Annotated in this window: 16 protein-coding genes and 1 tRNA gene; 6 read left to right on the top strand and 11 right to left on the bottom strand. The window is 66.6% G+C overall.

The window, feature by feature from the left end; all coding sequences use genetic code 11:
- Window positions 1-143: 143 nt before the first annotated feature.
- From ACPXCG_RS18705 to ACPXCG_RS18695, 3 genes are all read right to left on the bottom strand, one after another.
- Window positions 144-641 carry a DUF5130 family protein gene (locus ACPXCG_RS18705; RefSeq protein ID WP_425793582.1) on the bottom strand — a complete coding sequence of 166 codons (498 nt, stop codon included), beginning with the start codon at window positions 639-641 and terminating at the stop codon, window positions 144-146.
- Window positions 628-876, bottom strand: coding sequence for a hypothetical protein (locus ACPXCG_RS18700; RefSeq protein WP_425793581.1), 249 nt, complete (start codon window positions 874-876; stop codon window positions 628-630). The genes ACPXCG_RS18705 and ACPXCG_RS18700 overlap by 14 nt, the downstream gene beginning before the upstream one ends.
- Window positions 877-1033: 157 nt before the next feature.
- The gene (locus tag ACPXCG_RS18695) at window positions 1034-1681 is read right to left on the bottom strand and encodes an HNH endonuclease (RefSeq protein ID WP_425793580.1); all 648 of its coding nucleotides are present in this window, start codon (window positions 1679-1681) and stop codon (window positions 1034-1036) included.
- 160 nt (window positions 1682-1841) lie between these two features.
- Between ACPXCG_RS18695 and ACPXCG_RS18690 the strand changes: the two genes are divergently transcribed.
- On the top strand, window positions 1842-2282 hold the full coding sequence (locus ACPXCG_RS18690) for a globin (RefSeq protein WP_425793578.1): 441 nt from the start codon (window positions 1842-1844) through the stop codon (window positions 2280-2282).
- A gap of 70 nt (window positions 2283-2352) precedes the next feature.
- Window positions 2353-4560: an alpha-amylase family glycosyl hydrolase gene (locus ACPXCG_RS18685; RefSeq protein WP_425793576.1), complete on the top strand. Its 2208-nt coding sequence runs from the start codon at window positions 2353-2355 to the stop codon at window positions 4558-4560.
- 34 nt (window positions 4561-4594) lie between these two features.
- Here ACPXCG_RS18685 and ACPXCG_RS18680 read toward each other — a convergent pair whose 3' ends face one another.
- From ACPXCG_RS18680 to ACPXCG_RS18655, 6 genes are all read right to left on the bottom strand, one after another.
- Entirely contained in the window at window positions 4595-5290 is a 696-nt protein-coding gene (locus ACPXCG_RS18680) for a hypothetical protein (RefSeq protein WP_425793574.1), read from the bottom strand.
- Window positions 5287-5748: an acyl-CoA thioesterase gene (locus tag ACPXCG_RS18675; RefSeq protein ID WP_425793573.1), complete on the bottom strand. Its 462-nt coding sequence runs from the start codon at window positions 5746-5748 to the stop codon at window positions 5287-5289. The genes ACPXCG_RS18680 and ACPXCG_RS18675 overlap by 4 nt, the downstream gene beginning before the upstream one ends.
- Window positions 5749-6078: 330 nt before the next feature.
- Window positions 6079-10905, bottom strand: coding sequence for an NAD-glutamate dehydrogenase (locus tag ACPXCG_RS18670; RefSeq protein WP_425793572.1), 4827 nt, complete (start codon window positions 10903-10905; stop codon window positions 6079-6081).
- A gap of 130 nt (window positions 10906-11035) precedes the next feature.
- On the bottom strand, window positions 11036-12709 hold the full coding sequence (gene ettA / locus ACPXCG_RS18665) for an energy-dependent translational throttle protein EttA (RefSeq protein WP_425793571.1): 1674 nt from the start codon (window positions 12707-12709) through the stop codon (window positions 11036-11038).
- 210 nt (window positions 12710-12919) lie between these two features.
- On the bottom strand, window positions 12920-13354 hold the full coding sequence (locus ACPXCG_RS18660; RefSeq protein ID WP_425793569.1) for a single-stranded DNA-binding protein: 435 nt from the start codon (window positions 13352-13354) through the stop codon (window positions 12920-12922).
- A 122-nt stretch (window positions 13355-13476) separates the two neighbouring features.
- Entirely contained in the window at window positions 13477-15504 is a 2028-nt protein-coding gene (locus ACPXCG_RS18655) for a cytochrome c oxidase assembly protein (RefSeq protein ID WP_425793568.1), read from the bottom strand.
- 54 nt (window positions 15505-15558) lie between these two features.
- On the opposite strand from ACPXCG_RS18655, the gene ACPXCG_RS18650 reads away from it, so the two are divergent.
- Window positions 15559-15635, top strand: a tRNA-Arg gene (locus ACPXCG_RS18650).
- A gap of 91 nt (window positions 15636-15726) precedes the next feature.
- On the opposite strand, the gene ACPXCG_RS18645 is transcribed toward ACPXCG_RS18650, so the two are convergent.
- Window positions 15727-16035: a hypothetical protein gene (locus tag ACPXCG_RS18645; RefSeq protein ID WP_425793567.1), complete on the bottom strand. Its 309-nt coding sequence runs from the start codon at window positions 16033-16035 to the stop codon at window positions 15727-15729.
- A gap of 10 nt (window positions 16036-16045) precedes the next feature.
- Entirely contained in the window at window positions 16046-17362 is a 1317-nt protein-coding gene (locus tag ACPXCG_RS18640) for a uracil-xanthine permease family protein (protein WP_425793566.1), read from the bottom strand.
- Window positions 17363-17482: 120 nt separating this feature from the next.
- On the opposite strand from ACPXCG_RS18640, the gene ACPXCG_RS18635 reads away from it, so the two are divergent.
- From ACPXCG_RS18635 to ACPXCG_RS18625, 3 genes are read left to right on the top strand one after another with little or no spacing between them, the layout of a single operon-like run.
- Window positions 17483-17986, top strand: coding sequence for an RrF2 family transcriptional regulator (locus tag ACPXCG_RS18635; protein ID WP_425793565.1), 504 nt, complete (start codon window positions 17483-17485; stop codon window positions 17984-17986).
- Window positions 17987-18017: 31 nt separating this feature from the next.
- Window positions 18018-19205 carry an FAD-binding oxidoreductase gene (locus ACPXCG_RS18630; protein ID WP_425793564.1) on the top strand — a complete coding sequence of 396 codons (1188 nt, stop codon included), beginning with the start codon at window positions 18018-18020 and terminating at the stop codon, window positions 19203-19205.
- Entirely contained in the window at window positions 19202-19636 is a 435-nt protein-coding gene (locus ACPXCG_RS18625; RefSeq protein WP_425793563.1) for a hypothetical protein, read from the top strand. The genes ACPXCG_RS18630 and ACPXCG_RS18625 overlap by 4 nt, the downstream gene beginning before the upstream one ends.
- Window positions 19637-19745: the final 109 nt, after the last annotated feature.

The raw sequence follows: 19745 nt of genomic DNA, 5'->3' as shown, positions 1-19745 counted from the left end.
TGCCGCCTCTCCCTGCCCCCCCCCCCCCCCCCCCCCCCCCCCCCCCCCCCCCCCCCCCCCCCCGCCCGCTGGATTGTGGAATTGTTCGGTACTGCCGTAAGGAGACTCGCGTACCGCCCGTCAGGAGACGGCCGTACTGCCCGTCAGGAGACGGTGGCAGCGGTCGACATGACCCGCAGCGCCGCGATCAGTCCATCGATCAGATCGCCCTGACGGAAACTCGTGACCGCCGCGGTCACACCGAGCTGGGCGACGCGATCGTTGACCCGGTCGGCGACCGCGACACCCGACACCACGACAACCTCGTGGGCATTCGGGGACACTGCGATCAGCGCGCCATGGGCCGGCTCCGGAGACCGGAGCAGCACCGCGCGAGCATCCGCGACGGCGTCCGCGCCGAGCTCACCGACATAGACCGAGAACCGCACGAGTGCCTTCTCGCTGGCACTCTTGAGCGCGTCGTCGAGGCCGATCAGCTCCTCACGGGTGAACGGCGGCGTGGTGGGCGCCTGACCCGGGAACCGCGTCGCCGAGATGCGACCGCTGTTGGTGATGACCGTACCGACCGGCAGTGCACTCCCGGCCGCCGATGTCGCCTCGACCTCGGCGTGACGACCTGTTGCTACCTCACCACTTGCCACTGGCCGAGCCTCCGTCCACGTCGGTCGATTCCGCATGATGTGCCAGTGCCATCGGCTCGATACCGGTGGCGCTGAAGAGCAGTGGAGCGTGCTCCCACTGCTGATCGAGGGTGTACAGCGACACCTTCGGATACTTCGTGTTGAACGTGAACGCCATCGCGATGACACATGCCACGACAAGGACCGCACAGATGATCGTGACAGGCATTCCGATGGCGACGATCAGGTTGTCCATGTCACCCTTTCGATCGGTTGCATTGCGGTGACCTGCGGAACATCCATGTACAGGTCATTGTGATCAATCTAGCCGACGCACGCGACCCTCGGGCGGTGACCCCTACAGTGCGTCGTAGACGCAATTCCGCCGATCGACCATCCGAAACCCGGCCGGATCAGGCGGCACCGGCGTCGATGTACTGCGCCCATGCCGGATCGATCTCCTTGACGGTGGCCAGCAGACGCCAATGACGCCCCTTCGGGACGCCCGGCTGGACGCGCAGCGACCAGCCCAGCTCGCTCAGAAGCCGATCGGCCTTGCGGTGGTTGCAGCTCGCGCAACAGGCGATGCAGTTCTCCCACGTGTGGGATCCGCCCCGACTGCGAGGCAGCACGTGATCGATGGTGGTCGCCTTGGCAGAGCAGTACCCGCACCGGAACCGGTCGCGCTGCATCAGCGCCGCCCGCGTCAGCGGAACCACGGCGCGATACGGCACCTTGACGAACGACCGTAGTCGGATGACCGAGGGCACCGGGACCGACATGTCGGCCGAGTGCACGGCGAGTCCGCCGTCGTCGGCATGCACGACGTCGGCCCGCTCACGCAGGACCAGGACGATGGCCCGACGCAGGGAGATGGCGGTCAGCGGCTCGTATGTGGCGTTGAGCAGGAGAACCCGGCGGCGACCCCAGAGCAGTGCCGAACGCGACGGAGAGGCGCCCACGAACTCGTGCGCGCGGCCGCCGGGAAGGGTGGTGAGCGCAGTGATGCGCGCCCGGCCGCCGTCGGCCGATACCGTCTTTGCTGCGCTCCTGCTCGTCATATGTGTCTCCCACCTCAACACGACGAGGTCAAGTTGACCATGGAACACCGACTATTGCACGACAATTGTGCGTGTCACCGCAGGTCGCCTCGGTGAACACCCGGCGAACCGACCGCCTGCGGAGTACGGGTGGTTGAGGCCCACGCCCGCGGTCAGGACAATGGAGGCCGTGAGTACCGAGGTCCCCGGCGGCATACAGCCCAGCAACCCTTCCACGCAGCGCACGTTTTACGACGAGGTGGGCGGCGCGGAGACGTTTCGCAAGCTCACCGCGCGGTTCTACGAGGAGGTCGCCGCCGACGAGGTGTTGCGTCCGCTCTACCCCGAGGAGGACCTCGAGCCCGCGGAGCGGCGTCTGCGGATGTTCCTCGAGCAGTACTGGGGCGGGCCACGCACGTATTCCGAGGAACGTGGCCATCCGCGGTTGCGCATGCGCCACCATCCGTTCCGCATCGGTCCCATCGAACGCGATGCATGGCTGCGCTGCATGCACACCGCAATCGGTTCGATCGACGCACAGACCCTCGACGACCCGCACCGGCGGGCACTCGTGGACTACATGGAGATGGCAGCGCAATCGATGATGAATTCGCCCGTCTGACACGCCGTCACGTGCGTTCCGACGCGCCGAGATGACCTGTAGTTCTCACCGAAAACACAGGTAAGGCACAATGACGACGGTGAGCGACGAGACATCGAACGCTGTCCCCGCCGAACCGGATCCCGATGGCGCGCCCGACGCCGCAATCACCGGTGCCGACGAGAACGCCGTGACCTCCGAGGAGGCCACGGCAACGGACAGCACAGACGAGGACGCTGCCGACGTAGTGGGCGACGAACAGTCGGACGACGCAGTCGACTCTGCGCCTGCCGATCCCGGTTCTTCCGAGACCGATGACGTGGTCGAGACCGACGAGACCGGAGCTCCGGGCCCGGATGTCGCCGCAAGCGGTGACGAGGACATCGACGACTCGAAGATCGACGCTGTCGCAGAGAGCTCCGAAGCCACCGGCGACGACGAGCAGACCGCCGAAACCGTTGACGCCGTTGACGCCGTTGACGCCGTTGACGCCGTTGAGGCCGTTGACGCTGACGAACCCGACCGCGCGGACGACGACACCGATGCCACCGCCGCGGGGGCCGGCGACGACAACGACGATGAGTCGGCCGATGACGTCGACGAAGTCCAACAGGCCGTCGACGCAGACGATGCCGTGGTCCCCGCAAGCACTGCGACGCAACTCGATCCCGACGACGACACCTGGTGGAAGTCCGCGGTCTTCTACCAGATCTATCCGCGCTCGTTCTCCGATCTGGACGGCGATGGCGTCGGCGACCTCGCCGGTGTGATCGACAAGCTCGGCTACCTCGAGCTCCTCGGGGTGGACGCGCTGTGGCTGAGTCCGATCATGCGCTCCCCCATGGCGGATCACGGGTACGACGTCTCCGATCCGCGCGACATCGATCCGATCTTCGGCGATCTCGCGCGGTTCGACGAGCTGATCGCCGAGGCACATGAGCGGTCCATCCGCGTCACCATGGACCTCGTCCCCAACCACACCAGCGATCAGCATCAGTGGTTCGTCGACGCGCTGGCGGCCGAGCCCGGCAGCAATGAGCGGGCCCGGTACATCTTCCGCGACGGACGCGGCGATGACGGCGACGAGCCGCCGAACAACTGGCGGAGCATCTTCGGCGGTCCGGCCTGGACGCGGGTCCCGGATCCCGATGGCACACCGGGCCAGTGGTACCTACACATCTTCGCTGCCGAACAGCCGGATCTGAACTGGGAGAATCCCGAGGTCTTCGACGATCTGGAGCAGACCCTGCGCTTCTGGCTCGACCGCGGAGTGGACGGCTTCCGCATCGACGTCGCGCACGGCATGGCCAAGCCGGCGGACCTGCCCGACATGGATCTCGAGTCGACTGGCCTCCTGCAGAACGACGACGACGATCCACGGTTCAACAACTATGCCGTGCACGACATCCACCGCAAGATCCGCAAGGTGCTCGACGAATATCCCGGCTCGGCGAACGTCGGTGAGATCTGGGTCGACGACAACGAACGATTCGCCGAGTATCTGAGGCCCGATGAACTGCATCTGGGCTTCAACTTCCGCCTCGCCAAGGCGACGTTCGACACGGAGTCCATCCGGGACGCGATCGAGAACTCGCTGGCGGCAGTGCTGTCGGTGTCCGGGGTGCCCACCTGGACGCTGTCCAACCACGATGTGGACCGTGAGGTCAGCCGATACGGCCAAATCGAGGGCACTCCCTCCGGGGCCGACCCCGCCGACCCCGAGATCGAGGCGCCCGACACCGACATCGATCTCGGCATCCTGCGGGCGCGCGCCATGCTGCTCGTCGAACTCGCACTCCCGGGAACGGTGTTCATCTACAACGGCGCCGAACTCGGACTGCCGAATGCCGATCTGCCCGACGACGCCCTGCAGGATCCGGTGTGGGAGCGCTCCGGACACACCGAACGCGGCCGCGACGCGTGTCGGGTCCCGTTGCCCTGGGAAGGCTTCGAGCCGCCGTTCGGATTCAGTGGCAACCCGGACACGTGGCTGCCGATGCCCTCATCATGGTCGCGGTTCACCGTCGAGGCACAACTCGAAGACATCGGTTCGACGCTCTCGCTCTACCGGCAGGCAATCGAGATGCGATACGAGCGAACGGAGTTCGACGGTGACACGGTGGAGTGGTACGGCGCCCCGGATGGCTGCCTGGCCTTCCGCCGGTCGGTCGGGCACCTGACCTGCGCGCTCAACACCGGCGATGTCCCGGTCCCGCTCCCGCCCGGCGAGATCCTGCTGACCAGTTATCCACTCATCGACGGGCAGCTTGCCCCGAACTCGGCCGCCTGGCTCGTCTGAGCGCCGATCGGGGCACCGGGAGACCGGCGTGCGGTCACACAGTCATCATCGCGATCTTCTCGCGGCGCTGGAACACCGATCCGTATCGGGCGTCGATCCGAATCCAGGCACCGGACACGCGGATTCGAACCGGTTCGTCGGCGGCGATGCGGTCGATCGGTGACGTCTCGGTGACCTCGTGGCCGTCGGCGTCGCGGATGAATCCCATCGCGGTGACGGCGAAGAGCGATCTCATCGAGACCGCGGCGCGCCGTTCACCGTCTCGCGACGTCACGTCGAGCACATCCTGGTCGAGCAGTCCGGTCGCGGGACCATGCGCACTGCCCTCGGTCCGTGCGAGATGTGCACCACCACGGGACAATTCGACGACGGTACGCGCCGGGACGTCGTCGAGCTGGGTGAAACCGGAGTTCGCCGGCAGCGCGCCGCGCCAGGCGCTGTCCAGACCGAACCCGGGATCGACCGCGTTGCCCGGCTCCGCCGCCGACAGTGCCGCGCGCAGCATCCCGGCGTCCGCGACGATGTCGGCGGGGCGCATCGTCCCGAACACGGATCTGCTCGCGAGGACATCGAATCCGGTGTTGACCCAGAATCCGAGCAAGCCGTCGGGGCGGGCGGCCACCCGCACGGCGGCCGTGTCGTCGAGACGGACAGCGCGTCCCAGGAATGCGGTTGCGTCAGACCGGTCCCCGGGACCGGTCACGGTGATGTGACGTTCGGGCGCGGTCACCCGGCCACCGGATCTGCGCGGCGGAACGACCCGAGGAATTCCTTCTCGTCCGCGGTGAGTCGTCGCAGACGCTGCGCATCGACATCGAACGCGACGAGCTGGGTGGTGGCGGTGACCGCCGGTTTGCTCGCCGGGTCGGCGCCCTTCGGACGGACCTCGTACCCGACCGTGAAGTCCACCGCGCGCAGCTGCTCGACGAACATGGTGACCTCGATCGGCCCCTCGTCGTGGCGCACCTGTTCCCGGTACTTCACGTGCAGGTCGGCCACCACGCACCCTTCTCGCAACGAGGCCGTGGGCCGCCCGTCGTAGAAAAGCCACGGAATCCGGGCCTCCTCGAGGAGGGTGACCATCCGTGCATGGTTGATGTGGGCGAAGACATCCATGTCAGACCACCGGACGGGTACCTTGACCAGGTATCCGGCGTCGGTCTTCGTTCCCTCGTCCTCGTAGAGCACGCGCTTCCCTTCCCAGACGTCGTCGACCGGCGACTCACCGCCGCGGGTCCAACCCTACGCAAGCACCGTCGCGCGATCAGCCCGGCACGATCTCCACCGGCAGCCCGTTGAGCACGACGGGGGCGCAGAGCTCGCCGCCGGGACCGTGGCGTCCGCCAGCCCGAGACGGTCCGCATCATCGGGTGCACGTGCAGGGGCCGAGGTCGATGCCGTGCGGGGCGTCTTTGAGGGTGCCGGGGGTCAATCCGTCGTGCGGTCAGGTCCCGGCGCTTCCCATCGTCGACGGTCAGGGTCAGTCCGCAGGTCGCCTCACACAGCGGACAGTATCGCTCAACGGATCACGCTGCGCAGTTGACGGGCGGCCACCGAGAGCACGGCCAGGTCCAGGGTGTCCGACTCGGTGATGTCGGTGAGCATCGTGCGAACCCTGGACAACCGGGACGTATGGGAGAACTCCCATTCGTGGATCTTCTCGGCCGCCGACTCGTCGGGCTCGCCCACCTCGAGGATCTTCAGCGTGAGGGCGCGCAGCGCGCCGTGCATGTCATCGCGAAGTGCCAAGCGCGCCAGCGCATGCCATCGATCACCGTAGGCGAGGTCGGACACCGCGGTGAGCAGTTCCTCGAGTCCGAAGTGCTCCATCACCGCGAAATAGAGTTCCCCGACCTCGACGGGCTCACGGTCCGCGATCTCCGAGGCATCGATGATGTCGAGGAGGCAGAACCGGTGCAGGCTCACGGCCACATCGTGCGCGAGATCCTGTGGCACTCCGGCCGCCTCGTAGCGGTCCAGTCGCGCGTCGACATCGAAAGCCGAACTCGCGCCGAACCAACTGTCGAGCAGGGCCGACAGCTCCGTGACCCGCTCCCCGTACCGGGTGATCTCCGCGGCCATCGCCAGCGGCTGTGGCCGGAAGGCCAGCAACCACCGCGATGCCCGGAACAGCAGGCGGCGAGCGTACATCGACATCTCGTCGATCGCCGTGGCCGGCGCGGGCGCGTGGGTGATCCGTTCGAACAGACCGTCCATGCCGAAGACTGCGCCCGCCACCACATACGCACGCACGCCCTCCTCCGTCGAGGAGCCCGTGCCCTCCCCCAGACGGAAGAGGTGGGTCATCCCCGCCTTGTCGACCACATCGTTGACCAGCGTGGTGGTCACGATCTCCCGCCGCAGCCGGTGCGAGCGGATACCGTCGGCAAACCGATCCCGCAGGGGCATCGGGAAATAGCCGGACAGCCGAGCGTCGAACACCTCGTTGTCGGGCAGATCGGTCGCGAGGAGATCCGATTTCGCCGCCAGTTTGACGTGCGCCATCAGGGTGGCGAGTTCCGGTGAGGTGAGGCCACGGCTCAGGTCGCCGCCGAATCGTTTTCGCAGTTCGGCCGGTTGCGGTAACGCCTCCAGTCGGAGGTCCACACCGCGATTGCGCGCGAGATCGGCCAGCTGCCGCATGTGGACGTCCACCCGGACGGTGGAGAAGGTTCGGCTGAAGCCGAGTTCGGAGTTCTGCGAGATGTTGTCGGCCAGCACGAGATCGCCGACCTCGCCGGTCATCGACTCCAGCAGCGGGTTGCGGTCCGTGACGTTCAGGTCACCCGAGGACACCGCGGAATCGAGCAGGATCTTGATGTTCACCTCGTGGTCGGAACAGTCGACGCCTGCCGAATTGTCCATCGCGTCGGTGTTGACGTGCCCACCTGCCAGGTCGAATTCGATCCGGCCGCGTTCGGTGGCGCCGAGGTTCCCACCCTCGCCGATGACCTTGGCGCGCAACTCGTTGCCGTCGACCCGGATCGCATCGTTCGCCTTGTCGCCGACCTCAGCGTCGGACTCGGTCGATGCCTTGACGTAAGTGCCGATGCCGCCGTTCCACAGCAGGTCGACAGGTGCCAGCAGAATGGTCCGGATCAGTTCCGGTGGTGACAGTTCGGTGACCTCGTCGCCGAGGCCGAGCGCGCCGCGCATCTCGCCGCTGACCGGGATCGCCTTCTGCTCCCGCGACCAGACCCCGCCGCCCGGACTGATCAACGACGTGTCGTAATCGGCCCACGACGAGCGGGCAAGGGCGAACAACCGCTCGCGCTCGCACCGTCCGCCGGCCGCATCGGGCTCCGGATCGACGAAGACATGTCGGTGGTCGAACGCCGCGACCAGTCTGATGTGCTCGGACAACAACATCCCGTTGCCGAAGACATCACCGCTCATGTCGCCGATCCCGACCACCGTGAAGTCCTCTGACTGGGTGTCGCGGCCCATCTCGCGGAAGTGACGCTTCACCGACTCCCACGCGCCCCGGGCGGTGATCCCCATCGCCTTGTGGTCGTAACCGGCCGACCCGCCCGAGGCGAACCCGTCACCGAGCCAGAAACCATACTGCGCGGCAACGTCGTTGGCGATGTCGGAGAACGACGCGGTGCCTTTGTCCGCCGCGACGACGAGATACGGATCGTAGCCGTCCCGACTCACCACCGACCGCGCCGGGATCACCGTTCCGGTCTGCTGGTCGATGTTGTCGGTGACGTCGAGCAGACCGGAGATGAAGGCCCGATAGCACTCGAGGCCCTCGGTGCGCTGGGCATCGCGGTCCGCGGCGGGGTCACCCGTCGGCGCGGGCGGGCGCTTGACGACGAACCCACCCTTGGCCCCGACGGGGACGATCACCGCGTTCTTCACGGCCTGCGCCTTCACCAGCCCGAGGATCTCGGTGCGGAAATCCTCGCGCCGATCAGACCAGCGCAGACCACCGCGGGCGACCATCCCGAAGCGCAGGTGCACACCTTCGGTGCGCGGTGAGTAGACGAAGATCTCGTGAATCGGACGGGGCTCCGGCGCCTGCGGGATGTCACGGGGGCGGAGCTTGAACGACATGACCGGCCGTCGGCCGGCATCGCCGGTCACGTAATAGTTGGTGCGAGAGGTCGCGGTCACCACCGCGACGAACGCCGACAGGATGCGGTCGGCATCCAGGCTGATCACTGTTCCGACGTCGCGCTGCAGGCGTGTGAGGACACCGTCACGCCGGCTCTCGTCGGCGCCTACCGGGTCGAACGACGCCGCGAACAGGTCGACCAGCCCGCGGATGACCGATCTGTGCTCGCCAAGAACAGCCGCGACATGCGTTGTGGTATAGGAGAATCCACACTGGCGCAGATACCGGGCGTAGGCACGGAGCATCGCCGCCGACCGCCAGTCCAACCCGCATCGGATCACCAATTCGTTGAACGCGTCCACCTCCGCGTTCTGGCGCCAGATCTGGCGGAACGCGTCGGTGAACCGGTGCTCGAGATCATCGAGGCCCTCGGCGTCCACCGACATCCCCGCTGTCAGGGTCACACCGAATTCGTAAGCCCAGCAAGATGTTCCGTCCGGACGAATGAGGTGATACGGATGTTCGTCGAGTACGTCGAGACCGAGGCTGTGGAGCACCGGAAGCACATCGGTGAGGGTGGCGGCCGCCCCGCACAGGTACAGCGTGAAGATCCATCGGTCATCGGCGAGTTCGTGGTTGTCGACGTCGTCGGCGATCGCCTCACCCCGTTCCCGCCCCTCCGGTTCGCCGGCGACGAATCGGCTCAGCGTGACGGTGACGCCGCCGGGCTCCAGCTGGGTGACGTGGATCAGATCTGCGAGGGCCGCCCGTGGATTTCGCTGCTCCTTGTAGTCCTCCGGGAGTGAGGGCAGGGCACGGAGCAAGGTGTCGACACCACCGGCCGGCCATGCCGACGGCGGATGCCCGGCCGCGGTGGCGCGACCGAGCGCGCGGACGCGTTCGTCCCAGCTGCGTATCGATCCGGCGAGTTTCGCCTGCATCTCCTGATGCCGGCGACCGCCGGTGTCGAGTGAACCGAGCAACCTGGCGCGATCGCTGTCGACACGTACCAGTACCTGGAGAAGTGCCAGCGGCATCTCGCTCACTCGCGCCGTGTACTCGATCGCGGTCCCGCCGAGCGCATCGAGGAGTTCGGCCTGCAGCGTGAGGCGCGACTGGGTGTTGTAGCGGTCACGCGGTAGGTAGACAAGGGCCGCCGCCATCCGGCCATCGGGGTTCATGCGGACGAACAGCCGTAGCGACCGGGTCGCGACCGCGTCCAGCATCTCGTCGACCTGGCGGCCGAGTTCGGCATCGGTGGCGGCGAACATCTCGACGAGCGGGTAGTTCTGGAGCAGCTCGAGCATCGCCTGTCCGGCGAACGAGTCCTCGTCGACACCGGCCCGGTCGAGGACCCCCCGAACCTTGACGCGCAGCACCGGGACGTCGAGCACTGTCTGATGCAGGCCCGACGAGGTGAAGGTGCCGACGAACCGATGTTCGCCGGCGTGTTCGCCATCAGAGGTGAACGCTGGTATCTGCAACAGGGTGGGAAAGTCGGAACGCTGGATTCCGGTCTCGAGGTAGATGCGCGAGACCCGCGGCAACGGCGCCTCGGCGGCGACCGGGAAGGCCGACACGACCGTGTCCGTGCGCCACACGCCGAGACGGTCGGTGAGGGCTGCGCCGTCGGCAGGGGCGCGCGCATATCCGAGCGGCAGGAAGTGGTTGCCGGCGAACCACTCCAGCAGGCGCGCGTACTCCTGACGCTCACCTGCGGGCAGGCCGGTGGCACCGGACTCCTGGACCGCCGCGCATTCGACGGCCAACTCGGTCAACCCGGTCCGCATCCGGTCGACGTCGCGGTCCACGTCGGCGACCCGGCCGATGACCTCGAGGACGTCGGACCGCAGCGCCGCCAGATCGAAGTCGGGTTGCTGCGACAAGGCGACGACGAAGATCCACGATTCGACGGCGGTCGGCTCCTCGTCGTCACCGAACGCCGACAACGTCCCGTCGTCGTCGCGGATCACCGGCAGCATCGGGTGGTCGATGCGGGTCACCACCAGCTCGTGGGCCTCGACGGTCGCCAGCACGGCCTCGACCAGCAGAGGCATGTCGTCGTTGACGACCACCACCTCGACACCGCCGGACCGACTCGCGACGATGTCGACCAGACGTTCACCGGGATCGCGCCGATAAGCCACGTCGAGGTGACGACGTACCCGGTCGACCTGCTCGGACGAGAAGCGATCCAGATCCGGCGACGCTGCCGGACGCGCCGCCGACGACGAGCTGAAATACCGCGCAATCGCTTGCGGCAGAAGCGATGTCACGTTCGACAACGGCACTCACCCCATCGCGGGAGGGGCAGGGACCCGGAATCTCCGGAGTATGCCCCCTCCTCTGCGATGGTAATGACCGGCGTCGTCGCGGTCAGGCGATCCGGCGCGTGTCCGGCCGCCGATGCACGAACTAGTCGCGGGTGAGCTTGCGGTGCGTGACCCGATGCGGCCGCGCGGCGTCGGCGCCGAGACGTTCCACCTTGTTGGCCTCATAGGCCTCGAAGTTGCCCTCGAACCAGAACCACTGACCTTCGGCGACGTTGCCCTCCCACGCCAGGATGTGGGTACAGGTGCGGTCGAGGAACCAGCGGTCGTGAGAGATGACCACGGCGCACCCGGGAAAGTTGTCCAGGGCGTTCTCGAGTGAACCCAGGGTCTCGACGTCGAGGTCGTTGGTCGGCTCGTCGAGCAGGATCAGGTTGCCGCCCTCTTTGAGGGTCAGTGCCAGGTTCAGGCGGTTGCGCTCACCGCCGGAGAGGACCTCGGCACGCTTCTGCTGATCGGGACCTTTGAAGCCGAAGGCGCTGACGTAGGCGCGCGACGGCATCTCGTTCTGGCCGACCTCGATGAAGTCCATCCCGCCGGACACGACCTCCCAGACGTTCTTCTTGGGGTCGATGTTCGCGCGGTTCTGGTCGACGTAGCTCAGCTTGACCGTCTCGCCGACCTTCACGCCGCCCGAATCCGGCTCCTCGAGCCCGACGATCGTCTTGAACAGCGTCGTCTTGCCGACGCCGTTGGGTCCGATCACACCGACGATGCCGTTACGCGGCAGCGTGAACGACAGGTCCTTGATCAGCACTCGGCCGTCGAAGCCCTTGTCGAGGTGGTCGACCTCGACCACCACGTCGCCCAGACGAGGCGGCGTCGGGATCTGGATCTCCTCGAAGTCGAGCTTGCGGGTCTTCTCGGCCTCGGTCGCCATCTCCTCGTAGCGGGTGAGACGGGCCTTGTTCTTTGTCTGGCGCGCCTTGGACCCCGACCGGACCCAGGCGAGCTCTTCCTTCAGCCGACGCTGCAGTTTCTGGTCCTTCTTGCCCTGCACCTCGAGTCGCTCGGCCTTCTTCTCCAAGTAGGTGGAGTAGTTGCCCTCGTACGGATGCAGCTGGCCGCGATCGACCTCACAGATCCAGCCGGCGACGTGATCGAGGAAATAGCGGTCGTGCGTCACCGCGAGCACGGCGCCCGGGTAGTTCGCCAGGAACTGCTCGAGCCACAGCACGCTCTCGGCGTCGAGGTGGTTGGTCGGCTCGTCGAGGAGCAGCAGGTCGGGCTTCTGCAACAGGAGCTTGCAGAGCGCGACACGTCGGCGCTCACCACCGGAGAGGTGGGTGACCGGCGAGTCGGCGGGCGGACAGCGCAGTGCGTCCATCGCCTGCTCCAGCTGCGAGTCGAGGTCCCAGGCGTCGTTGTTGTCCAGGTCTTCCTGGAGTTTGCCCATCTCCTCCATCAGCTCGTCGGAGTAGTCGGTGGCGAGCAGCTCGGCGATCTCGTTGAAGCGGTCGAGCTTCACCTTGATCTCGCCCATTCCCTCCTCGACGTTCTGCTTGACCGTCTTCTCCTCGTTGAGGGGAGGCTCCTGCAGCAGGATGCCGACGGTGGCGTCGGGGTCGAGGAAGGCCTCGCCGTTCGACGGCTGGTCGAGCCCGGCCATGATCTTCAGGATCGACGACTTGCCGGCGCCGTTGGGCCCGACGACGCCGATCTTGGCACCGGGATAGAACGACATGGTGACATCGTCGAGGATGACCTTGTCGCCGTGCGCCTTGCGCACCTTCTTCATCGTGTAGATGAACTCAGCCACAGAAAAACTCCTTCAGACCTGCGCTCATTGTCGGCTGGCGTCAGCCGTTGACATCTGATGCACGCGATGACGCGCACTCACCCACACCAGCCTAGTGGGCGCGTCGGGGCGCGGTGTCGTCCGGTGACTCACCAGCCTCAACCGGCGATCCCGTGGCCGTTGTTCCCATCCGGGGACAACGGCCACGGGTCGTGGCGTACCGGCAAAGGATCAGGCCGCCGTCGGGGTGGCGTCGGCCTCCGCCGATCGGTCGACCGCCTCCACGACCTGCGTCCGGTCCGCGCCGGGCGTGCCCTGGTAGGTGACGACACACCGGCTCAGGTCCAGTCCCACCGCGTTGGCGGTCATCTCGAGGTCGGAGCGTTTCTCCCCATCGGCGGTGACGTACTCGTTGGTCTTGATCTGCCCGTGCGCGATGACCGGGCGCCCCTTCGCGACCGCGAGACCTACCCCCGCCAGCAGCCGACGCCAGCAGCTCACGGTCAGATACAGGGTCGGGCCGTCGATCCATTCCTGACTGCGCTTGTCGATCCTTCGCGAGTTGCACGCCACGCGGAAGGAGATCACCTCCTCCCCGGTGGTCGTCTGCCTGCGCCGCGGTTCGGAAACAACGGTGCCGATGATGGTGGTGTAGGTCTCGTACATGCTCGACTCCTCGGGTTCTCCCGCGCCACGCGTTGTCGTGGCTGGAGCCAGCATCGATCACGCCGCGGTCCCGAAACGATCCGCAGCGCCATCTGTGGACAAGTCCGCGAGATCGTCGGCGATCACTTGCGGTTGTGGAGATCCTTGAGCATCTCGTTGTAGCTGTCGAGGTCCGCGTCGTGATCACGTACGGCGCGGCGATCGTAGCGGCGGGCCTGCTTCTCGTCCTGGCGTCGCCATTGCACGAGCAGCGCGAGCATGATCACCACCAGCGGTATCTCTCCTGCCGCCCAAGCGATTCCACCGCCGGCGCGCTGATCGTCGAACAGGTCGTAGGCAAACGGCAGGTTCAGGCTGCGGTAGTACCCCTCGGCGATGACCGCACTGGTCATCATCAGGGCCACGCCGAAGAACGCATGGAACGGCAACGAACCCATGACGATGCCGAGTTTGGCGACCGGCCGGACCTGGCGTGGCGCGGGGTCGATGCCGATCACGATCCAGTAGAAGAGGTATCCGCTGAGCAGGAAATGCACGTTCATGAGGATGTGCGCCGCGTGATACGGCACCACCGCCTCGAACACACCGCCCAGATAGAGGACGTAGAAGCTACCGACGAACAGGACCGCCGCGACCGCGGGGTGGGTGAGCAACCGCGACGGCGCGCTGTGGATGGCCGACTGGATCCACTCCCGAGGTCCGGGAGGATTACCCCTCCCGGCCGGCCGCAACGCACGGAGTGCGAGCGTGATTGGCCCGCCAAGCACCAGCAGGACCGGGATCATCATCGACATCAGCATGTGCGCGATCATGTGCATGCTGAACATCGCCGGCGCATATCGGCCGAGGCCCGAGGACGTCGTGAACAGGAGCAACGCGCAGCCGAGGATCCATGCCACCGTCCGCCCGACCGGCCACTCGTCCCCACGGCGCCGGAGCCGAACCACCGCGCGCAGATAGACGATCGCCAGGACGATCGCGAGCGTCCCGAACAGGAGATCGAACCGCCAGTCGACCAGAATCCGCCACAGCGACGGCGGGGCGTCGATCCGGTATCCGATCTGTGCCTCGACGGCGGAGATGTCGGCGCTCTCACCGGCCGGCGGCGGGGTCCGGGACAAGCCGACGGCCAGTCCGAAGGTGATGGCGAACACCAGCGTCTCGACGATGCCGAATCGGACGAATGTCGACCGCTGCCCCGGCTCGTCCTCCAGGCGCGTGATGGTCACCCGCCGATGCCAGGCCCCCAGCGCACCCAGAACCACCAGGGCACAGGTCTTGGCCAGCACCAGTCGCCCGTAGGTGTCGCTGAAGAGGTCGGCGAGCGGCATCCGTACCAGTGCGTTGATGACCCCGCTGACACCGACCACGAGGATGGTCCAGAACGCGACCCGGGAGAACCGTCGAACGGCCAGCACCCGCCAGCGCCCATTGGCCAGAGCGTAGACGAGCACTGCGAACAGCCCACCCATCCACAGCGTCGCACCCACGATGTGCAGGATCAGGCTGTTGGTGGCCACGTCATGGTTGCCTCCCGTCGACGAGTGGCCGGCGAGCGCTGCCGGCATCAGGCTCAGCACCATGAGCGCGATGGCGCCGAACGTCCACCCCCACTTCAGGATCACGCGTGCCAGGGCCGCGGCGGCCACCGCGAAGATCGCCGTCCACAGCCAGGTGCGGGCATCGGCGACCTGCGAGTACGAGTTGATGAGGTTCGCCGGTTTCAGGGACGCCGACAGTGGTTGGCCGCTCACGTTGGAGATCGACAGCGGGATCAGCAGGACGGCACACACACTCCAGGTGAGGGCGGCGGTCGCCGCGATCCGGATCGCTCGATAGCCACCGACGTCGAGCACACCGTCGGACTGCGGGGGCACGAAGAATGCGGCGAAGACGGCCGACCCCAGCGCGATCGCGGCACTCACCTCACCGACCGCGGTGACCGCCGGCAGCCCATAGGTCGTCAGCCGGCCCGGGTCGGGCACACCGGCGAGTTGCACCGCACTTGCCGCCGACATCGCCGTCACCAGGATCGCGACGATCCCGGCCAGCCAGCCGAGCGCCCACGACAGGCCCGCCACCGCGCCCCGTTGCTCGCGAATCGTGTCCCGGCCGGGCTCGGCCGGAACTGTCGGCGTTGCGCTGGTCATGGCATCACTCTAGGACGGGATATACTCGCCCACGCTGCCGCCCCGAGCGGCGCTGCCTCCGTAGCTCAGGTGGATAGAGCAAGGGCCTTCTAATCCCTAGGTCGCAGGTTCGAGTCCTGCCGGGGGCACCACCACAGCGCGGCCGCCACCGGCGGCGATGCGCCCAGGGCGCTCGAAAGAGATCGACGCAGGCGCACTGGCCTGGGTGTGATCTCGGCTATGTCAGCCGAGTCCGCGATGACCCGACCACAAGGTTCCGGCGCGGGCCGCGGCCCGATCGATCAGCGTGGAGATCTCGGGATCGTCGGGCACCTGGAACGATGTGTAGGTCCCACGTCCGCCGTGCGTCGGCCGCCCATAAGCCTTGGCCGCGAGCCGTCCGTCCGGCAACAGGCGCACGTTCACCGTCGTCAGCGTGAACTCCTCGTCGCGCCGGATATCCGTCCAGCGCAGGCCCCCGGGGATGGTGACGTTGATCGCCAGCGCGCTGACCTCGACCTCGTACTCGTCGATCGCGGACTCCTCAGTCATCCTGACGACCCTACGCACCGGGTGTCGGATCGACCTCCCTCGCGTCGCTGCCGCGTTCCGGCGGAACCGTCCCCCGCCACCGTCCGATCAACGACATCGAGTGATAGATGACCAGTGCCGCCGCGGCTCCGAGGGCGATCCCCCCGAAGTCGAGATCCCCCACGACCCAGGTGAAGTCGGCGATTCCGATCACCAGCGGGATCGCTGCGGTGAACTGGTTGACCGGTCGGGAGAAGTCCACCCGATTGGTCACCCAGATGTGCACACCGAGGATGCCGACCAGCCCGTACAGTGCCGTCGTCACGCCTCCGAGCACGCCGGCAGGTACCGCCGCGATCACCGCCCCGACCTTCGGAGACAATCCCAACACCACCGCCACCACACCCGCGATCCAGTACGCGGCAGTCGAATAGACCTTCGTCGCCGCCATCACACCGATGTTCTCGGCGTAGGTCGTGGTGGCCGAACCACCGCCACTGCCGGCGAGCACCGTGGCCAATCCGTCGGCGAACAGCGCGCGGCCGATCCGGCGGTCGTAGTTGTTCCCGGTCATCGTCGCCACCGACTTCACATGGCCGATGTTCTCCACCAACAAGACGAGCACGACGGGCAGGAACATCGGGATCACCGAGAGATGGAATGTCGGGGTGTGGAACTCGGGGAAGCCGACCCACGCGGCATCGCGGATCCCACTGGTGTCCACCTTGTCGAAGATCAGTGAGATCACGTACCCCAGGACCACGCTGAGGAAGATCGCAAGGCGCCCCAGCAACCCTCGAAACAGCACCACGGACGCGACGAGGAGCACCAGCACCACCGTCGCGATGACCGGATCCTTCTCGAAATTCGTCTTCGCGGTCGGCGCGAGATTCAGTCCGATGAGTGCCACGATCGTGCCGGTCACGACCGGCGGCATGAGGATCTCGATCCAGCCGATACCGGCGAAATGCGCGATCGCGCCGATCACGATCAACAGCGCACCAACCACCACGATCCCGCCCAGTGCGGCCGATTGACCGTTCGAGGCGGTGGCCGCCAGCACCGGCGCGATGATCGCGAAACTCGAACCGAGATAGCTGGGTAGCCGATTGCGGGTGATCAGCAGGAACAGCACCGTGCCGATCCCCGAGAACAGCAACGTCGTCGACGGTGGGAAGCCGGTGAGCACCGGGACGAGGAAAGTCGCGCCGAACATCGCCACGACGTGCTGTAGCCCGATACCCACCGTTCGCGGCCAACTGAGGCGTTCGTCGGGTTCGATGACTCCCCCGCCGTCGACCTTTCGCCAGGACAAGAATCCACCCGTTCGCGCGTCCGGAGTCGCCATGGGAATCAGTGTGCGACATCCGCACCTACCTTGGCGCCCACTGCGTCACCCCGGCGGAGGTGACAGGGATCACTCCATTTAAATATGCATCTGATAGTCCAATTCTGGTTCACTCGGATCATGCAGCTGACCCGGTTCACCGACATCGGCCTGCGGGTGGTGATGCGTCTGGCCGTCCCCATCGAGAACTCCACGACCACAACGCCGATGACGACCAGGCAATTGGCGAACGAGCTTGCCGTGCCGTACACCCATATCGCCAAGGTGGTGGGACGCCTGTCCGAGATGGGCGTGGTCCATGCGCGCCGAGGACGCGCCGGAGGTCTCGCCATCACCGCTCTCGGCCGCGACGCGCGAATCGGCTGGTTGGCGTCCACCCTCGAGGGCGACGGTGAGGTGGTCGATTGCGACGGCCCGCAACCCTGTCCGCTGCGGAACGCATGCCGCCTCCGCGGCGCACTCGCACGTGCCCGCGTGGCGTTCTTCGAGAGTCTCGACGACCACTCGGTCGCGGATCTCATCCATGAACCCACCGCCGCCGTCCTGCTGTCTCTCGCGTCCCGCCCTGCCCCCGCCGGGTCCCACGATCTACCGGACGCCCCAAACCTGACCCAGAACCCCTGACGGGAAACGCCACCGAAGGATCGGAGTCAACATGCTGTCCGACGCCCAACGCGCCACCATCGCTGCCACCCTGCCCGCCGTCGAGGGCGGGCTGGCCGAGATCACCCAGCGGTTCTACCGCGGAATGTTCGCCGCACATCCCGAACTGCACGACGACCTGTTCAACCGAACCCATCAGAAGAGCGGAGAACAACCGCAGGCCCTTGCCGGATCGATCGCTGCATTCGCGCGGCTGCAGCTCGAGCCGGATGCTCGACGTCAGAGTTTCATCCTCGACCGGATCGCACACAAGCACGCATCGCTCGGCGTGACCCGCGATCAGTACGCGGTGGTGCACGAACACCTGTTCGCCGCCATCGTCGACGTGCTCGGCGACGCCGTGACAGCACCGGTCGCCGATGCGTGGGATCAGTTGTACTGGGACATGGCGGATCTGCTGATCGAAACCGAAGCAGACCTGTATGCCCACGCCGAAGTCACACCGGGCGACGTGTGGCGCGACGCCATGGTGACCGAGCGCGCGCAGATCTCCCCGGACACCATCTCGCTGACCCTCACAGCCCGCGCCGACACCGGTCGGTTACCGTGTTTCCGTCCAGGACAGTACATCTCGGTCCAGGTTCCGCTCACCGACGGTGCCCAGCAGATCCGGCAGTACAGCCTCACCGGCGCACCCGGCATCCCGGAGTGGCGATTCAGCGTGAAACTCGCGGGCGAGGTCTCGGCGCACCTGCACGAGCATGTCTTCGAGGGCGATCTGTTGCGGGTCAGCAGTCCCTTCGGCGATCTGGTACTGCCAGAGGACGACGCGCCGATCATGCTGGCATCAGCCGGCATCGGCTGCACACCTGTCATCGGCCTACTCACCGCGATGGCCGAGCAGGGCGACCGTCGTCGCGTGACGGTGTTACATGCGGATCGCTCCCGAGACCGGCAGCCCCATCGCGGGCAACTCGCCGCCCTGGTGGAGTCGCTGCCCGACGGCCGGTTGTTCCAGTGGTACGAGAATGCGTCACCGCACATCCTGTCGGACACCATCCGGGTCGGTCAGATGTCGTTGCAGGACATCGACATCAGCGAGCATTCTCTGGTACTGCTCTGCGGACCGACCGGATTCCTTTCGTCGATGCGCGAAGCCTTCCTCCTTCATGATGTCGCCGAGAGCCGCATTCACTACGAGGCCTTCGGACCAGAGTTGTTGCGGTCCGGTGCCCGATGAACACGGCTTCAGCGGTCGTCGTCGCGGTCACGTTCATCTGGCTCGGTATGGTGCTGGCGATCTCGTTCCTCGAGGCGCCGCTCAAGTTCCGGGCTCCCGGGGTGACTCTGCCCATCGGCCTGGGTATCGGACGGCTGGTGTTCCGCGCGCTCAATACCGCTGAGACCCTGTGGTCGGTCGTCATCGTCGTGGCCCTCATCGCAGGCACTTTCTCGGGCAGCACGATCACGGTCACTGCCGGCGTGGCCATGGCGATGCTGGCCATCCAACTGATAGCGGTCCGCCCGCGGCTCACGCGCCGCTCTGATGCGGTCCTCGCCGGCCACGAGGGCCCACGCAGTCATGCACATCTCGTCTACGTGGTGCTCGAGATCATCAAGGTGGTCGCGCTCGTCTGGCTCGGCGTCGCCCTGTTGTCGGCGCCGGCGTAGTCCTGGGCTGACAGCATTCTCGCAGCTACGACCAAGGCCATCCGAAGGTGACACCCATAGCTTTCTCCACGTCGGCAGAGTTGCCGGCCGTAACACAAGGAGAAGCACT

Origin of the sequence: Gordonia sp. DT218 (assembly GCF_049847105.1) — a bacterium.
Taxonomy (GTDB): Bacteria; Actinomycetota; Actinomycetes; order Mycobacteriales; family Mycobacteriaceae; genus Gordonia.
Note: the sequence above shows the minus strand (reverse complement) of the source record. Positions and strands in the feature narration are given on the sequence as shown.